At 72.2% G+C, this 15,656-nt stretch carries 16 protein-coding genes and 1 pseudogene; 9 read left to right on the top strand and 8 right to left on the bottom strand.

From position 1 onward, the window contains the following. The first annotated feature begins 5 nt into the window (after positions 1–5). From argC to AQI95_RS36210, 6 genes and pseudogenes are all read left to right on the top strand, one after another. On the top strand, positions 6–1,034 hold the full coding sequence (argC, locus tag AQI95_RS36235; RefSeq protein ID WP_067134462.1) for an N-acetyl-gamma-glutamyl-phosphate reductase: 1,029 nt from the start codon (positions 6–8) through the stop codon (positions 1,032–1,034). Beyond that, positions 1,031–2,218: a bifunctional glutamate N-acetyltransferase/amino-acid acetyltransferase ArgJ gene (gene argJ / locus AQI95_RS36230; protein ID WP_067134266.1), complete on the top strand. Its 1,188-nt coding sequence runs from the start codon at positions 1,031–1,033 to the stop codon at positions 2,216–2,218. Before argC ends, argJ begins: the two co-directional genes overlap by 4 nt. After that, entirely contained in the window at positions 2,215–3,129 is a 915-nt protein-coding gene (gene argB, locus AQI95_RS36225) for an acetylglutamate kinase (RefSeq protein ID WP_067134263.1), read from the top strand. The genes argJ and argB overlap by 4 nt, the downstream gene beginning before the upstream one ends. Continuing rightward, positions 3,126–4,334 carry an acetylornithine transaminase gene (locus tag AQI95_RS36220; RefSeq protein ID WP_079071762.1) on the top strand — a complete coding sequence of 403 codons (1,209 nt, stop codon included), beginning with the start codon at positions 3,126–3,128 and terminating at the stop codon, positions 4,332–4,334. The genes argB and AQI95_RS36220 overlap by 4 nt, the downstream gene beginning before the upstream one ends. A gap of 7 nt (positions 4,335–4,341) precedes the next feature. Further along, on the top strand, positions 4,342–4,878 hold the full coding sequence (locus AQI95_RS36215; RefSeq protein WP_067134260.1) for an arginine repressor: 537 nt from the start codon (positions 4,342–4,344) through the stop codon (positions 4,876–4,878). Between the two features lie 143 nt (positions 4,879–5,021). Continuing rightward, positions 5,022–5,264, top strand: a pseudogene (locus AQI95_RS36210) (sigma factor); the annotation flags it as partial. Positions 5,265–5,323: 59 nt separating this feature from the next. Here AQI95_RS36210 and AQI95_RS45510 read toward each other — a convergent pair. The 6 genes from AQI95_RS45510 to AQI95_RS36185 form a co-directional block, all read right to left on the bottom strand. Further along, the gene (locus AQI95_RS45510) at positions 5,324–5,491 is read right to left on the bottom strand and encodes a hypothetical protein (RefSeq protein WP_167361982.1); all 168 of its coding nucleotides are present in this window, start codon (positions 5,489–5,491) and stop codon (positions 5,324–5,326) included. A gap of 106 nt (positions 5,492–5,597) precedes the next feature. Beyond that, entirely contained in the window at positions 5,598–6,401 is an 804-nt protein-coding gene (locus AQI95_RS36205; RefSeq protein ID WP_425264945.1) for an FAD:protein FMN transferase, read from the bottom strand. Continuing rightward, positions 6,394–7,221: an FMN-binding protein gene (locus tag AQI95_RS36200; RefSeq protein ID WP_208614354.1), complete on the bottom strand. Its 828-nt coding sequence runs from the start codon at positions 7,219–7,221 to the stop codon at positions 6,394–6,396. Before AQI95_RS36200 ends, AQI95_RS36205 begins: the two co-directional genes overlap by 8 nt. A gap of 45 nt (positions 7,222–7,266) precedes the next feature. Next, positions 7,267–8,649, bottom strand: coding sequence for a ferredoxin reductase family protein (locus AQI95_RS36195; protein ID WP_067134258.1), 1,383 nt, complete (start codon positions 8,647–8,649; stop codon positions 7,267–7,269). A gap of 58 nt (positions 8,650–8,707) precedes the next feature. After that, complete coding sequence (locus tag AQI95_RS36190) at positions 8,708–9,157, bottom strand: FMN-binding protein (protein ID WP_067134255.1); 450 nt, start codon at positions 9,155–9,157, stop codon at positions 8,708–8,710. A gap of 10 nt (positions 9,158–9,167) precedes the next feature. Beyond that, complete coding sequence (locus AQI95_RS36185; protein WP_067134251.1) at positions 9,168–10,520, bottom strand: ferredoxin reductase family protein; 1,353 nt, start codon at positions 10,518–10,520, stop codon at positions 9,168–9,170. Between the two features lie 211 nt (positions 10,521–10,731). Between AQI95_RS36185 and AQI95_RS36180 the strand changes: the two genes are divergently transcribed. Both AQI95_RS36180 and AQI95_RS36175 read left to right on the top strand, forming a co-directional pair. After that, a complete protein-coding gene (locus AQI95_RS36180; RefSeq protein ID WP_067134456.1) occupies positions 10,732–11,472 on the top strand; it encodes a response regulator transcription factor in 741 nt (246 codons plus the stop codon). Then, entirely contained in the window at positions 11,469–12,950 is a 1,482-nt protein-coding gene (locus AQI95_RS36175; protein WP_244188961.1) for a sensor histidine kinase, read from the top strand. Before AQI95_RS36180 ends, AQI95_RS36175 begins: the two co-directional genes overlap by 4 nt. A 60-nt stretch (positions 12,951–13,010) precedes the next feature. On the opposite strand, the gene AQI95_RS36170 is transcribed toward AQI95_RS36175, so the two are convergent. Then, positions 13,011–13,715 (bottom strand): L,D-transpeptidase family protein, encoded by a 705-nt coding sequence (locus AQI95_RS36170; RefSeq protein WP_067134248.1) that lies wholly within the window; start codon positions 13,713–13,715, stop codon positions 13,011–13,013. Between the two features lie 3 nt (positions 13,716–13,718). Continuing rightward, positions 13,719–14,306, bottom strand: a complete 588-nt coding sequence (locus AQI95_RS36165; RefSeq protein WP_067134245.1) for a pyridoxamine 5'-phosphate oxidase family protein — start codon at positions 14,304–14,306, stop codon at positions 13,719–13,721. A 137-nt stretch (positions 14,307–14,443) separates the two neighbouring features. On the opposite strand from AQI95_RS36165, the gene AQI95_RS36160 reads away from it, so the two are divergent. Then, the gene (locus tag AQI95_RS36160) at positions 14,444–15,637 is read left to right on the top strand and encodes an argininosuccinate synthase (protein WP_067134243.1); all 1,194 of its coding nucleotides are present in this window, start codon (positions 14,444–14,446) and stop codon (positions 15,635–15,637) included. Positions 15,638–15,656: the final 19 nt, after the last annotated feature.

Genomic DNA, 15,656 nt, shown 5'->3' with positions numbered 1-15,656 from the left:
TGGACATGGCGGTACGTGCGGCGGTGGCCGGAGCGAGCGGATACGCGGGCGGAGAGGTCCTGCGGCTGCTCCTTGCCCACCCCGAGGTCGAGATCGGTGCCCTGACCGGAAACTCCAACGCCGGCCAGCGGCTCGGCGCACTGCAGCCGCATCTGCTCCCGCTGGCCGACCGCGTCCTGGCCGAGACCACGGCCGAGGCGCTCGCCGGGCACGACGTCGTCTTCCTGGCGCTGCCGCACGGCCAGTCCGCCGCTGTCGCCGAGCAGCTCGGGCCGGACGTTCTCGTGATCGACATGGGCGCCGACTTCCGGCTGCGGGACCCGGCCGACTGGGTGCGGTTCTACGGCTCCGAGCACGCCGGCACCTGGCCCTACGGCCTGCCCGAACTTCCCGGTGCCCGCGCCCGGCTCGCGGGGTCCAGGCGCATCGCGGTGCCCGGTTGCTACCCCACCGCCGTCTCCCTCGCCCTGTTCCCGGCCTACGCGGCCCAGCTCGCCGAGCCCGAGGCGGTGATCGTCGCCGCGTCCGGCACCTCCGGCGCGGGCAAGGCGCCCAAGCCGCATCTGCTCGGCAGCGAGGTCATGGGCTCCATGTCGCCGTACGGCGTCGGCGGTGGCCACCGGCACACCCCCGAGATGATCCAGAACCTCAGCGAGGTGGCCGGGCGGCGGGTCGCGGTCTCCTTCACGCCGACCCTGGCACCGATGTCCCGGGGGATCCTCGCCACGTGCAGCGCGGCCGCGCTCGCGGGAGTGACGGCGGACTCCGTGCGCGCCGCGTACGAGAAGGCCTACGCCGACGAGCCCTATGTCCGTCTGCTTCCCGAGGGCCAGTGGCCCGCGACGGCCGCCGTCCACGGTTCGAACGCCGTTCAGGTGCAGGTCGCGTACGACGAGTCCGTGGGCCGCATCATCGCGATCAGCGCCATCGACAACCTGACCAAGGGCACCGCCGGCGGTGCCGTACAGAGCATGAACATCGCCCTGGGCCTCGACGAGACCACCGGGCTTTCCACGATCGGAGTCGCACCGTGAGTGTCACGGCAGCCAAGGGATTCACGGCGGCGGGCATCGCCGCCGGGATCAAGGAGAACGGCAACCCCGACCTGGCCCTCGTGGTCAACGACGGTCCCCGCCGTGCCGCCGCGGGCGTCTTCACCTCCAACCGCGTCAAGGCCGCGCCGGTCCTGTGGTCCGAGCAGGTCCTCAAGGGCGGCGAGCTGACCGCCGTCGTCCTGAACTCCGGCGGTGCCAACGCCTGCACGGGCCCCAAGGGCTTCCAGGACACCCACGCCACCGCCGAGAAGGTCGCCGCCTCGCTCAACGCCGCCGGCCACGACGAGACGGGCGGCCACGCCCCGGGCCATGTCGCCGTCTGCTCCACCGGACTGATCGGTGTGCTGCTGCCGATGGACAGGCTGCTGCCCGGCGTGGACAAGGCGGTGGCCCAGCTCAGCCCGCACGGTGGCGAGAAGGCCGCCATCGCCATCAAGACCACCGACACCGTCCACAAGACGTCCGTGGTCACCTCGGAGTCCGGGGGAGGCTGGACCGTCGGCGGCATGGCCAAGGGCGCGGGCATGCTCGCCCCGGGCCTCGCCACCATGCTGGTCGTCCTCACCACCGACGCCGACCTCGACAGCGAGGTGCTCGACCGGGCCCTGCGCGCCGCGACCGCGGTCACCTTCGACCGCGTCGACTCCGACGGCTGCATGTCCACCAACGACACCGTGCTGCTGCTCGCCTCCGGCGCCTCCGGCATCACCCCGGGGTACGCCGAGTTCGCCGAGGCCGTGACGCGGGTCTGCGACGACCTCGGACAGCAGCTGATCCGTGACGCCGAGGGCGCCAGCAAGGACATCAAGGTCGAGGTCGTCAACGCGGCGAGCGAGCAGGACGCCGTGGAGGTGGGCCGCTCCATCGCCCGCAACAACCTCCTCAAGTGCGCGATCCATGGCGAGGACCCCAACTGGGGACGCGTCCTCTCCGCCATCGGCACCACGCGGGCCGCCTTCGAACCGGACCGGCTGAGCGTCGCCATCAACGGCGTGTGGGTGTGCAAGGACGGCTCCGTCGGCGAGGACCGCGAGCTGGTCGACATGCGCTACCGCGAGGTGCACATCGTCGCCGACCTGGCCGCGGGCACCGAGACCGCGACGATCTGGACCAACGACCTCACCGCCGACTACGTCCACGAGAACAGCGCCTACTCGTCATGAGCACCGGAACCACACGCAAGCACACGGCCCTGCCGAAGGCCCAGATCCTCATCGAGGCGCTGCCCTGGCTGACCCGGCACCACGGCAAGATCGTCGTCATCAAGTTCGGCGGCAACGCCATGGTGAACGAGGAGCTGAAGGCCGCCTTCGCCCAGGACGTCGTCTTCCTGCGGCACGCCGGCCTCAAGCCGGTCGTCGTGCACGGCGGCGGCCCGCAGATCAGCGCCGCCCTCGACCGGCACGGCATCGTCAGCGAGTTCAAGGCAGGCCTGCGCGTCACCACCGAGGACGCCATGGACGTCGTACGGATGGTGCTCGCCGGGCAGGTGCAGCGTGAACTGGTCGGGCTGCTCAACCAGCACGGCCCGCTGGCCGTCGGCCTGACCGGCGAGGACGCCCACACCATCACCGCCACCAGACACCGGCCCGAGATCGACGGCGAACGCATCGACATCGGGCGGGTCGGCGAGATCACCGAGATCGACACGGGCGCCATCGAGGCGCTGCTCGCCGACGGCCGTATCCCGGTCGTGTCGTCGATCGCCCGCTCCCAGGACGACGGACATGTCTACAACGTCAATGCTGATACGGCGGCTGCGGCACTCGCTGCCGCACTGGGTGCCGAAACCCTCATGGTCCTCACCGACGTCGAGGGCCTCTACGAGGACTGGCCGAACTCCGACGAGGTGATCAGCCGACTCACCGCTTCCCAACTGGAGAAGCTGCTGCCGGAGTTGAGTTCCGGCATGGTGCCGAAGATGGAGGGCTGTCTGCACGCCGTGCGCGGCGGTGTGACGACCGCCCGCGTCATCGACGGCCGGGTCCAGCACTCGATCCTGCTGGAGATCTTCACCGACGAAGGCATCGGCACGATGGTCGTGCCCGACGAACTCGAGGGGGACGCGCAGTGACGGGCAACCAGGAACTGACCCAGCGCTGGCAGGGCGCGCTCATGAACAACTACGGCACCCCGAGCCTGGCCCTCGTGCGCGGCGAGGGCGCGAAGCTGTGGGACGCCGAGGGCCGCGAGTACCTCGACTTCGTCGGCGGCATCGCCACCAACGCCCTCGGCCACGCCCACCCGGCGATCGTCGAGGCCGTCACCCGGCAGATCGGCCGGCTGGGCCACGTCTCCAACCTCTTCATGGCCGAGCCCCCCATCGCCCTCGCCGAACGGCTGCTCCAGCTCTTCGACCGGGACGGCCGGGTCTTCTTCTGCAACTCCGGCGCCGAGGCCAACGAGGCCGCCTTCAAGATCGGCCGGCTCACCGGGCGCACCCACATGGTCGCCACCGACGGAGGCTTCCACGGCCGTACGATGGGCGCCCTCGCGCTCACCGGCCAGCCCGCCAAGCAGGCCCCGTTCCGGCCGCTGCCCGCCGATGTCACCCATGTGCCCTACGGCGACGCACAGGCACTCGCGGCGGCCGTCACCGAGGAGACGGCCCTGGTGATCATCGAGCCGGTCCAGGGCGAGAACGGAGTGGTGGTGCCCCCGGCCGGCTATCTGAAGGCCGCCCGCGCGATCACCGCCGCCACCGGCGCCCTGCTGGTCCTGGACGAGGTCCAGACCGGCGTCGGCCGCACCGGCACCTGGTTCGAGTACCAGGCCCACGAAGGCGTGCTCCCCGACGTCGTCACCCTCGCCAAGCAGCTCGGCGGCGGACTGCCGCTCGGCGCCACCGTGGCCTTCGGCCGGGCCGCCGAACTCCTCCACCCCGGCCAGCACGGCACCACCTTCGGCGGCAACCCGGTCGCCTGCGCCGCCGGACTCGCCGTCCTCGACACCATCGCCGGCGAGGGACTGCTGGAGAACGTCAAGCGGCAGGGCGAGAAGCTCCGCGAGGGAATCGAGGGGCTCGGCCACCCGTTGATCGACTATGTGCGGGGTGCCGGTCTGCTCCTGGGTATCGTGCTCACCGGGCCGCGTGCGCCGCAGGTGCAGCAGGCGGCCCAGGAGGCCGGGTTCCTGGTGAACGCGCCCGCTCCCGACGTCGTACGGCTGATGCCGCCGCTGAACCTGACCGACGACGAGGTGGGCGCCTTCCTCCAGGCGCTGCCCGGCATCCTCGACGCAGCGCACCCAGCGGGCGGGGACGGACGATCCGGAGAATGAGACGACGATGAGCCAGGCGCAGGACCACGAGCAGGGCGGACCCGCCGTGCCGCAGACCCGTACCGCGCGGCACCGCCGGATCGTGGACATCCTCAACCGGCAGCCGGTGCGGTCCCAGAGCCAGCTGGCGAAGCTGCTCGCCGACGACGGGCTGAGCGTCACCCAGGCGACGCTCTCCCGGGACCTCGACGAGCTGAACGCGGTGAAGATCCGCAACACCGACGGCGAGCTGATCTACGCGGTGCCGAGCGAGGGCGGCTTCCGCACCCCTCGCGCGCCGCTGGGGGAGTCGGCGAAGGAGGAGCGGATGCGGCGGCTCTCCCAGGAGCTGCTGATCTCCGCGGAGGCCTCCGCCAACCTCGTGGTCCTGCGCACCCCGCCGGGCGCGGCCCAGTTCCTGGCCTCCGCCATCGACCAGGCCGAACTGCACGACATCCTGGGCACCATCGCCGGCGACGACACCTTGATGCTGATCAGCCGGAATCCGACCGGCGGTCAGGCGCTGGCGGACCACATGCTGCGACTGGCGCAGAACGGGCACTGAACGCGCGGTGACGAGCCCGGAGCCCGCATGCGTCGCCCCGCCCGTCGGCGGAGAATGAGAATGTGATCTTCCGCGACGGGCGGGCAGGCGGGCGGGCAGGCGGGCGGGCAATCCCCTGGCGGCCGTCGACCGTATCCAGAGGTGTGCCGGCTCTCCGGTCCCCGGTGGACCGCCTCCCGGACGAGGCTCTGCTGTCCGGGCTGGCCACCGGGGACCCGGAACTCGCGGTCGTCTTCGTACGAAGGTTCCAGCGCCGGGTCTTCGGGGTCGCCATGGCCGTCACCGGGGACGAACAACTCGCCGGGGACGTCGCCCAGTCGACGTTCGAGCGGGCATGGCGCCATGCCCAGATCTACGACTCGCGCCGCGGCTCGGTCACCACCTGGGGTTCGGCGAGGCGGACCGGCGCCTTCGGCCACCGGTCCGCTCAGCCTGGTGTGCGCTCTCAGTAGTGGTCGTGGCCGTGGTGGTCGCCGTGGCCGTGGCCGTGGCGGTGCCCGTGATCGTGGTCGTGGCCGTGGTGGTGGTCGTGACGCCGGCCGTGGTCGTGACGCGAGGTGTCCTTCTCGTGGTCACCGTGGACGGCAGGGAGGAGACTGCTGAAGACAGTCATGGGGTTCCTCCCGAAACTCGCTGTACACGGGATACGTCCCGGGACGGGAACCGGATGGCTCCGCGGCGAAAAGGTCGCTGGAAAATGTGGTCCGCAGGCGTCGCTGTCAGCCGAGCCTCGCCGCCAACCCCCCGGTGCAGCGCACCTCGTCGCCCGCGGTGATCAGCAGGCCCTCCACGTCCGGCAGGGACTCCAGCCAGGCCAGCCCGGCGCGCGAGCCCATCGCGAACGCCGCCGTGGCCCAGCAGTCCACCCATGTCAGCCGCGGCCCCACGACCGTCACGGCGACCAGATCCGTCACCGCCGGCTTCCCCGTCCGCGGATCCACGATGTGCGCACCCCGTTCCGCCGTGCCCGAGGTCGCCACCGACAACTCGGCCGCGCCCGCCGTCGAGATCACCGCCGCCAGTCCGCCCGGCCGGAGCGGGTCGGAGACCCCCACCCGCCACGGCCGCTGCGGCTCCGCGGTGCCCAGCAACTGGACGTCCCCGCCCCCGTTGACGCTCACCCCCCGCACCCCGGCCACCCCCGCCAGCAGCCGCGCCGCCCGCTCGGCGGCCCAGCCCTTGACGATGCCGGTGGGATCCAGCGGGCCCCGATAGCGACTGCTGAACCAGCCCTCGCTCACCCGTTCCGCCTCCGCCGCGAGGTCCAGCACCTCGGCCACCTCGGGCGCGCACCGGTCGACGGTCAGTTCGCCCCGCGCCAGCCGCGCGATCTCGCTGTCCTCGCGGTAGGTGCTGAACACGGCGTCCGCCTCGTGCAGCGCGGCGACCGCCTCGGCCAGGGCCGCGCGCACCGCGCGGGGTTCCCCGCCGCGGACGTCGAAGGAGAAGACGGTCCCCATGACCTCCTCCGCATGACGCACCGCGGCGGGAGCCTTCGCCGGCTCGGCCACCGTGTCAGCCACCGGCCTGGTCCAGCGCCGACTGGAGGGACTGCTGGTAGCCGGTGCTGGTGTAGGTGGCGCCGGAGACGGCGTCGATGTGCGCGTTGCCGGCCGTGACGGCCTCCTGGTTGAGCTTGGGGACGGCCGACGCCGTCTTCTGGTCGCTCAGTCCGCCCTTGGGTGCCTGCACGGCCGAGGCCTGGGTGATCTTGCCCCCGCTGACCGTGATCCGCACCTGGACCGGGCCGTACTGGGTCTGCGCGACCTTCCCGGTGACCGTACGGGCCTGCGCGGCGCCCGAGGAGCCGGAAGCCCCCGAGGAGCCGGATGCACCCGAGGAGCCGGACGACCCCGAGGAGCCTGCAGCCCCCGTCGAGCCGGCCGACGACTTCATCCTGTCCAGCGCCGACTGGAGCGACTTCGTGTAGCCGGTGCTCGTGTACGTCGCCCCGGAGACCGCGTCGATCCGCGCGCTCTGCGCGGCGACGGCCTCCTGGTTGAGCTTGGGGACGGCCAACGCCGTCTTCTGGTCGCTCAGTCCGCCTTTGGGCGCCTGCACCGCCTCCGCCTTGGTGATCTTCCCGCCGGCGACGGTCAGCCGTACCTGCACGGTCCCGTACTGCGTCTGGGCGGCGTCTCCGGTCACCGTGCCGCCCGCCGCGCCGGCCGCCTGCGCGCCGCCCTGCGGTGCCTGCCCGGACGCCGTCGCCTGCGGTGCCGCGCCCGCCGCCGACGCGGCGGCCGGACCGGACGCCGGCTTCAGCGACAGCAGCAGGACGACACCGGACACGGTGGCGGCGGTGGCCAGCACGACCCGTCGAATGGGATGGCTCTTCCTCATCTGTCCGTATCTCTCCGTAGCTCGCGGTCTTTGCGGTGCTCCCGCTCACATCTCGAACGACTCGTGATGGATACGGCGGGCGGGAACCCCCGCGCCGCGCAGTGCTTCGTACACCGACTGCGCGAACCCGGCCGGGCCGCACATGAAGACGTCGTGCCGGTCGATGTCCGGGATCTTCCGCCGGAGGTTCTCCGCGGAGATGTCCGGCCGCTCGCCGTCCGGGCTGTTCACCGCGTACATCAGCCGGGCGCCCCGCTCGTCGGCGATCTTCGCCAGTTCGTCCCACAGCGCCAGGTCCTGGGTGCTGTTGGCCCGGTAGAGCAGGGTGATGTCACCGGCCGCGCCGGGCAGCGTCTCGAACAGCGCCCGCATCGGCGTGATGCCCACCCCGCCCGCGACCAGCAGCACCTTGCCCCGGCTGCGGCGCTGCGCGGTGAGCGCGCCGTACGGGCCCTCGGCCCACACCCGGGTGCCGGGCGTCAGCTCGCGCAGCCGGGCGCTGTGGTCGCCGATCGCCTTCACCGTGATCCGCAGCATGTCCGGGCGGGGCGCCGCTGACAGCGAGTACGGGTGCGAGCTGAAGCGCATCCCGGGAGCGAGGAACCGCCAGCGGAAGAACTGGCCCGCCTCCGCGCCCATCCGGTGCAGCCTGCGCCCGCCGATCAGCACCGACACGATGCCCGGCGTCTCCTCGATCACCGCCTCCACGCGCATCCGGTGCCGCAGGTTCAGCCGGATCGGGGTGAGGATGCGATACCAGACCACGAGCGCGGTGACCGCGCCGTACAGGCCGTACCAGAACATCTTGGCGGCCGGCTCGACCGCGAAGTCGTTGCCGGTGGTGATCTGGTGCCAGAACGTCAGGAACACCGCCGCGTACGTCATCAGATGGACGTGGTACCAGGTGTCGTACGGCATCCGGCGGCGGATCCCGCCGATCGACGTCAGCCCGATCAGCACGAACAGGCCCGTGCCGATCGCCGCCTTGCCCACATCGGGCAGCTGCTCGACGGAGTCGACCGTCTGCTGCACGATGTCACCGAGCGACTTGCCCGCCTGGAGCGCGTACCCCCACATGGTGAGGAAGACGTGCGCCGCGATGAGGCAGAGCGTGTACCGGCCGCTCCTCGCGTGCCAGCGGGCCACCCGGTCCGAGCCGACCCGGCGTTCCAGCGCCGGCACGCGCGCCATCTGGAGCACGACCAGCGCCATCAGATAGCCGGCGAGCAGTCCGGTGATCCGGCCCGCGTTCAGGATCCTGCCGGTGTTGTCGGCGATCGAGGGTGTGTTGTGCCACCAGAGCCACAGCACGGCCGCCGCGCCCGCCCCGACGGCGAGCAGCAGCGGTACGGCCGGGCTGCGGCGCGGGCGGATGCGGCGCATCGTCTGGCGGCGGGCGGCACGTCCGCCTGCGAGCGTGGTGGTCACGGTTCCTCCGTGGGACTCGGCCCTTGGCCCAGAGATACGTGGCGCATGCGCTGAGTGTTCAGAGCCCCGCCGAGTCCAGCGCGGACTGGAGGGACTGCTGGTACCCGGTGCTGGTGTACGTGGCGCCCGAGACCATGTCGATGCGCGCGCTCTGCGCGGCCAGCGCCTCGCGCCGCAGCTGGGGGAGGGCGTAGCTGTTGATCTCCTGGTCGCGCGGGTTGTCCTGCGGATACCGCAGGGCCGTGACGTCGGTCAGCCTGCCGCTCTCGATCGTCACCCGCACCTGGACCGGGCCCCAGCGGGTCTGGACGGTGTCGCCGGTGGCGGTCCTGGTGCCGCTGCCCGGCGATCCGGAACTGCTCGACGACGCGGGCGACTTGGTGCCCGCCGCCACCGCCATGGGGCTCGTGTGCGGCTTGAGCGCCAACAGCAGCACCATCGCGGAGACGGTGGCCGCACTCGCCAGCACGATGCGGCGCAGGGGACGGTTCTTCTTCAACGCGTGCACGTGTACGGCCTCACAGCTCGAACGACTCGTGATGGATACGGCGGTCCGGCACCCCGGCCGCCCGCAGCGCCTCGTACATCTCCTGCGCGAAGCCGTGCGGACCGCACAGATAGACGTCGTGGCCGGGCAGTCCGGGGAAGGTCGCCGACAGGGACCGCGCCGAGATGTCCGGGCGCTGCCCGCCCGGACCGTTCAGCGCGTACAGCACCCGCGCGCCGCGCCGGCGGGCGATCGCCTCCAGCTCCTGGCCGAGCGCCAGGTCCTCGGCGCGCCGGGCCCGGTACAGCAGGGTGACCTCGCCGGGCAGCGTCTCGAACAGGGCCCGCAGCGGGGTGACGCCGACGCCGGCCGCGATGAGCAGCGAGCGGTGGGCGGTGGCCCGGTCGGCGGTCAGCGCGCCGTACGGCCCCTCGGCCCACACCCGGGTGCCGGGCCTGAGCAGGGCCACGGCCGCGCTGTGGTCGCCGAGCGCCTTGACCGTGATCCGCAGGCGGTCCGGGCGCGGCGGCGCCGACAGGGAGTACGGCGTCGACGTCCAGCCCATGCCCGCGCCGAGGAACCGCCAGCGCAGGAACTGCCCCGGCCGTGCCCCCAGCCGCTCCAGGTGCCGCCCGCGCACGACGACCGAGTAGACCCCCGCCGCCTCCGCGTGCACCGACTCCACGCGCAGCCGGTGGCGCCGGTTGAGGCGGACCGGTGCGAGGATCCGGAACCACAGCACCAGAGCGGCGACGCCCAGGTACAGCCCGTACCACAGGGCGGTCGCGACCGGCTTGCCGTTGAACTCGTTCCCGAGGGCCAGCTGGTGGAAGAAGGCCAGGAACACGGCCGCGTACGTCAGCAGGTGGACGTAGTACCAGAACTCGTGGCTCGTACGGCGGCGCACGGCGCGGGCCGAGGTGATGCCGACCGCGAAGAGGATCAGCGTGCCGGCGGTGGCCTTGAGCATGTCCGGGTAGTCCAGGACGACGGTCACCGTCTCGTGCCACAGCGAGGCCCGGTCCTGGGCGGCGTACCCGGCGAGGATCAGCCCGATGTGGGCGGCGAGCAGGCACACCGTGTAGCGGCCGGCCATCGCGTGCCAGCGCGCCACCCGGTCCGAGCCGACCCGGGTCTCCAGCAGCGGCACCCGCGCCATCAGGCCGACGAGCACCGCGCAGGCGTACCCGCACAGCAGCCCGGCGATCCGTCCGGCGCCGGTCAGCCGGCCGGCCGTGCCCACCACGGACGGGGTGTCCGCCCACCACAGCGCGACCACGGCCGCGGCCCCGGCCCACAGCACCGCGAGCACCGGCCCCGCGGGGGAGCGCCGTGCGCTCGCGGGCAGGGGCGGTGCCGCCCGCCGCGCATCCACAGTGGTCATCAGTCGTCGTCCCTTCCTCCGTCGTGCCCGGCCACTGTGCGGGGCGAAGTTCTGAGGTCCCTGTGAACACCCCCGCTGACCAGGCATGTCGAGAGCGGACTCAGAGGGTGTCCGCAGGCGGCGTTCAGGACGTCGGTGAGCGCACTCACAGGAAACTCAGAGCGGAGGCGGTACCTCCCACCCGTCCCGAGGGGTGATGCTGGGAGGCGCGATGAACACCACCCGCTCCGGCCGTCCGGCCCTCACCCGCCCCGACGGCACCCCGCTGCGCGTCCTGGTCGTCGACGACGACCCCGACCTGGCCGAGGTGCTCACCGGCGCCCTGCGCTACGAGGGCTGGCAGGTGCGCGCGGCCGGCGACGGCGGCTCGGCCGTGGCCGCCGCGCGCGAGCTGCTGCCGGACGCCGTCGTGCTCGACGTGCTGCTCCCGGACACCGACGGCTTCGCCGTACTGCGCCGGCTGCACGAGGTGAAGCCGGACGTCTGCGTCCTCTTCCTCACGGCCCGGGACGCGGTCGAGGACCGGATCGCGGGCATCACGGCGGGCGGCGACGACTACGTCACCAAGCCCTTCAGCCTGGAGGAGGTCGTGGCCCGGCTGCGCGGTCTGCTGCGCCGGGCGGGCATGGCCCGGCAGCTGGAGGACGGGCCGCGGCTGACCGTGGGCGAGCTGGTGATGGACGAGGAGGCTCGCGAGGTCACCCGGTCCGGGGACCTGATCGAACTCTCGCCCACCGAGTTCGAGCTGCTCCGCTTCCTCATGCGCAATCCGCGCCGGGTGCTCAGCAAGGCGCAGATTCTCGACCGGGTGTGGTCCTACGACTTCGGCGGCCGGGCCCATGTCGTGGAGCTGTACATCTCCTATCTGCGCAAGAAGGTCGACGCGGGCCGCGAGCCCATGATCCACACGGTGCGCGGGTCGGGCTATGTGCTGAAGCCGGTGACCAGGTGAGCCGCCCGGACATCCGGGCACGCCTGGCCCGGCTGCCCCGGCCCCGCACCCTGCGCGCCCGGCTCACCGCCGGTCTGGTGGTGCTCCTGGCGGTGAGCTGCGCGGCCGTGGGCGTGGCGGCGGTCGTCGAGCTGAACGGCTTCCTCACCCAGCGCCTGGACGAGCAGCTCGCCCAGGTCGGCACCCGGTTCCCGGAGAGCCTGGAGCACAACGGCCGGCTGCCCGACGACCACGACGGGGACGAGTACGGCGACACCCGCCGGACGGCCACCGGGACCTTCGGCGCCCGCCTGCTGAACGGCACGGTCACCAACAAGGGCCTCATCCGCTCCGGCGACCCGGCGGCGGACCTGAACGTCGACCTGACCGCGCGGGACGCCGCCCGGCTGGCCCGGGTGCCGGTCGACGGCCGGCCCCACACCGTCGAGCTGTCCGCGCTGGACGACTACCGGGTCGTCGCCTCCGCCGGCCGGGACGGGGACGTACTGATGGTCGGCCTGCCGCTGGAGCCGGTCCAGGCCACGGTCCACCGGCTGGAGCTGGTCGCCGCGAGCGTCTTCGGCCTGGCCCTGGTGGTGGCCGGCGTGGCCGGGGCCTGCTGGGTGCGCTGGTCGCTGCGGCCGCTCAGCCGGGTCGCCGCCACCGCCACCCGGGTCAGCGAGCTGCCCTTGGCCAGCGGCGAGGTGGCGCTGCCGCCGCGCGCCCCGGACGCCGACCCGGGCGGTGAGGTCGGCCGGGTCGCCGCGGCCTTCAACCGCATGCTCGGCCACGTCGAGGACGCCCTCACCAAGCGGCACGCCGTCGAGGAGCGGCTGCGCCGCTTCGCCGCCGACGCCAGCCACGAGCTGCGCACCCCGGTCGCCTCCGTGCGCGGTCACGCCGAGCTGGCCCTGCTCCACCCCGGCCCGGTGCCACCGGAGGTGACCCGCGCGCTGGAACGCATCACGGCCGAGTCCGCCCGCATGGGCGAGATGGTCGACGACCTGCTGCTGCTGGCCCGCCTCGACGCCGGCCGCCCCCTGGAGCGCCACCCCGTCGACCTGACCCGTCTGGTGCTGGACGCGGTCACCGACGCCCGCGCCACCGGCCCCGGGCACCGCTGGACGCTGGACCTGCCCGAGGAGCCTGTGACGGTCCCGGGCGACACCCACCGCCTCCATCAGGTGCTCGCCAACCTGCTGGCCAACGCGCGTCTGCACACACCCGCGGGCACCAAGGTGACGGTGACCCTGGAGACGGAAGCCGGTGCGGCCGTGGTCTCGGTCCACGACGACGGCCCGGGCGTCCCCGAGGAGGTCCGGCCCGGCGTCTTCGAACGCTTCACCCGGGCCGAGCACCGCCGCCCCACCGACGCCTCCGGCTCCGGCGCGGGCCTCGGCCTGTCCATCGTGGCGGCGGTGGCGGAGGCACACGGGGGGAGCGTGGGGCTGCAGAGCGGACCGGGCTCCACGACGTTCAGGATCAGTCTGCCGAGCTGAGCCCGGTCCGGGCGGGGCCGCGTCCGATCGCGGCTCCGTCGCACGGGGCCCACGGCGAGGTCAGTACCGGGTGAGAGCCGTCGCCCCGTCCACCGTCCCGATCGCGACGTGCGGGTGCTTCGCCGGCTCGGCCCAGGAGAGGATCCGCCGCATCGCGTCCTGGGGCACCGACACACATCCAGCCGTGGCCGCCCGCCCGTTGACATGCAGAAAGATCCCGGCACCGCGCCCACGGACCGGCCGGTCGTAGTTGAACCCGATGACGAGCGCGTACGCGTACTGAGCCGTGTAGGAGACCAGATGCTCGGACTCCGACCCACGGCAGTCGTGCGGCAGCGGCTCGACCCACCGGTTGTACGACCGTGAGTCGTTGTCCTCGCACCACCACGAACCCGCTTTCACCGCACGGTACTTGACCCGTGTCCCGCCCGGCGCCGCCTTGATCCCGAAGCCGAACGGAAGAGCGTACAGCCCGGTCGGTGTCGTGTTCGTCCCCTGCTTTCGCTTCACCCCCTCCACCAGGCCTTTCGCCCCGAACCGCGCCGGTGCGGAGCCGGCCCGCACCCACTGTCCGTGCCGCAGGTCCCACAGGGTGAGGGTCCCGGACGTGGAGTCCGTGCGCGGGGCCTGGGCGGTGATGAGCTGGCTGCCGCCGCCGGTGTCCTTCATGCGCGCGGGCAGCGGCGCGCACACGGAGTCCGGTGCGAGCCCGAGCAGGGCGAGCGAGGACGCGGACACGAGGGCGAGCACGACACCGGGGCGCATGGCTCAGACGGTAGACGGGGGGAGCGGCAACGGCAGCCCGGGTAGTCCGTCCAGGCTCGTCGCGATGTGCTCCTTCTTCGCGAAGTAGGCGCTCAGCGAGGCGTCGTCCTCTCGCGCGAACCGCTTTCCGTGCAGCTCGCGATCGCTCTCGTAGGCCATGTGGGGGACGGCGTACCCGCAGCTGTCCCGGACCAGTTCCGCGTGTACGACGATGATCGCCCGCAGCCCGTGCGGGCTCGGGTCGATGTCCGGGAAGTGGGCGAGCAGTTCCGCGAAGCGCGGGTCGTCCCGGAAGACGGGCTCGCCCCGGCCGTGCACGCGCACGATGTTCGGCGGGCCCTGGAAGGCGCACCACATCAGGGTGATCCGTCCGTTCTCCCTGAGGTGGGCGACGGTCTCGGCGTTGGACCCGGCGAAGTCGAGATACGCCAGGGTCAGCTCGTCGAGCACCGCGAAGGAACCCCTGAGGCCCTTGGGGGAGAGATTGACCGTGCCGTCGCCGGACAGCGGCGCGGTCGCGGTGAAGAAGACGGGCTGCTCCTCGATGAAGGTCCGGAGCCTGCCGTCGATGCGCTCGTAAGTCTTTCCCATGCCTAACGATTATCGACGCAATCCCTTCGCCTGTCTAAGGAAAACGCGAAAGCGCTCACCGTTCGGTCTCGATTGACGAATCATGCAGAGTTCTGCATACTCATGCATGACAGCAGGTGCAGTGTGAGGAGGAACCCGTGACCGAGCGCGTCGTACTCGCCTATTCGGGCGGTCTGGACACCTCCGTCGCCATCGGCTGGATCGCCGAGGAGACGGGCGCCGAGGTCATCGCCGTCGCGGTGGACGTCGGCCAGGGCGGCGAGGACCTGGACGTCATCCGCAAGCGCGCCCTCGCCTGCGGTGCCGTCGAGGCCGAGGTGGCCGACGCGAGGGACGAGTTCGCCGAGGAGTACTGCCTTCCGGCGATCAAGGCCAACGCCCTCTACATGGACCGCTACCCGCTGGTCTCCGCCCTGTCCCGGCCGGTGATCGTCAAGCACCTGGTCGCCGCCGCCGAGAAGCACGGCGCCACCACGGTCGCCCACGGCTGCACCGGCAAGGGCAACGACCAGGTCCGCTTCGAGGCCGGCATCGTCGCCCTCGCCCCCGACCTGAAGTGCATCGCCCCGGTCCGCGACTACGCGATGACCCGGGACAAGGCGATCGCCTTCTGCGAGGCCAAGCGGCTCCCGATCGCCACCACCAGGAAGTCGCCGTACTCCATCGACCAGAACGTCTTCGGACGCGCGGTCGAGACGGGCTTCCTGGAGGACATCTGGAACGCCCCGATCGAGGACATCTACGACTACACGGCCGACCCGGCCGTCTCGCGCGAGCCCGACGAGGTCGTCATCGGCTTCGAGGCGGGCGTCCCGGTCGCCGTCGACGGCCGCCCCGTCACCGTCCTGCAGGCGATCCAGCAGCTCAACGAGCGGGCCGGCGCCCAGGGCGTCGGCCGGATCGACATGGTCGAGGACCGGCTCGTCGGCATCAAGTCCCGCGAGGTGTACGAGGCCCCGGGCGCGATCGCCCTGATCACCGCCCACCAGGAGCTGGAGAACGTCACCGTCGAGCGTGAACTCGCCCGCTACAAGCGCCAGATCGAGCAGCGCTGGGGCGAACTGGTCTACGACGGCCAGTGGTTCTCCCCGCTCAAGCGCGCTCTGGACGGCTTCGTCGCGGAGGCCAACCAGCATGTGAGCGGCGACATCCGGATGACCCTGCACGCCGGACGCGCGGTCGTCACCGGCCGGCGCTCGCAGTCGTCCCTGTACGACTTCAGCCTCGCCACCTACGACACCGGCGACAGCTTCGACCAGTCCGCCGCCAGGGGCTTCATCGACATCCACAGCCTGTCGTCGAAGATCGCCGCCCGGCGTGACCTGGCCTGAGTACGGTTCGCACATCCAC

It is taken from the genome of Streptomyces yokosukanensis (assembly GCF_001514035.1).
Classification (GTDB): domain Bacteria; phylum Actinomycetota; class Actinomycetes; order Streptomycetales; family Streptomycetaceae; genus Streptomyces; species Streptomyces yokosukanensis.
Note: the sequence above shows the minus strand (reverse complement) of the source record. Positions and strands in the feature narration are given on the sequence as shown.

Bases quoted from the DNA above. Each gene is read 5' to 3' on its own strand.
- argC (WP_067134462.1), top strand. From the start codon at position 6: ATGGCGGTACGTGCGGCGGTGGCCGGAGCGAGCGGATACGCGGGCGGA.
- AQI95_RS36170 (WP_067134248.1), bottom strand. From the start codon at position 13,715: ATGCGCCCCGGTGTCGTGCTCGCCCTCGTGTCCGCGTCCTCGCTCGCC.
- AQI95_RS36165 (WP_067134245.1), bottom strand. From the start codon at position 14,306: ATGGGAAAGACTTACGAGCGCATCGACGGCAGGCTCCGGACCTTCATC.
- AQI95_RS36180 (WP_067134456.1), top strand. From the start codon at position 10,732: ATGAACACCACCCGCTCCGGCCGTCCGGCCCTCACCCGCCCCGACGGC.
- AQI95_RS36185 (WP_067134251.1), bottom strand. From the start codon at position 10,520: ATGACCACTGTGGATGCGCGGCGGGCGGCACCGCCCCTGCCCGCGAGC.
- AQI95_RS36200 (WP_208614354.1), bottom strand. From the start codon at position 7,221: ATGAGGAAGAGCCATCCCATTCGACGGGTCGTGCTGGCCACCGCCGCC.
- AQI95_RS36215 (WP_067134260.1), top strand. From the start codon at position 4,342: ATGAGCCAGGCGCAGGACCACGAGCAGGGCGGACCCGCCGTGCCGCAG.
- argB (WP_067134263.1), top strand. From the start codon at position 2,215: ATGAGCACCGGAACCACACGCAAGCACACGGCCCTGCCGAAGGCCCAG.
- AQI95_RS45510 (WP_167361982.1), bottom strand. From the start codon at position 5,491: ATGACTGTCTTCAGCAGTCTCCTCCCTGCCGTCCACGGTGACCACGAG.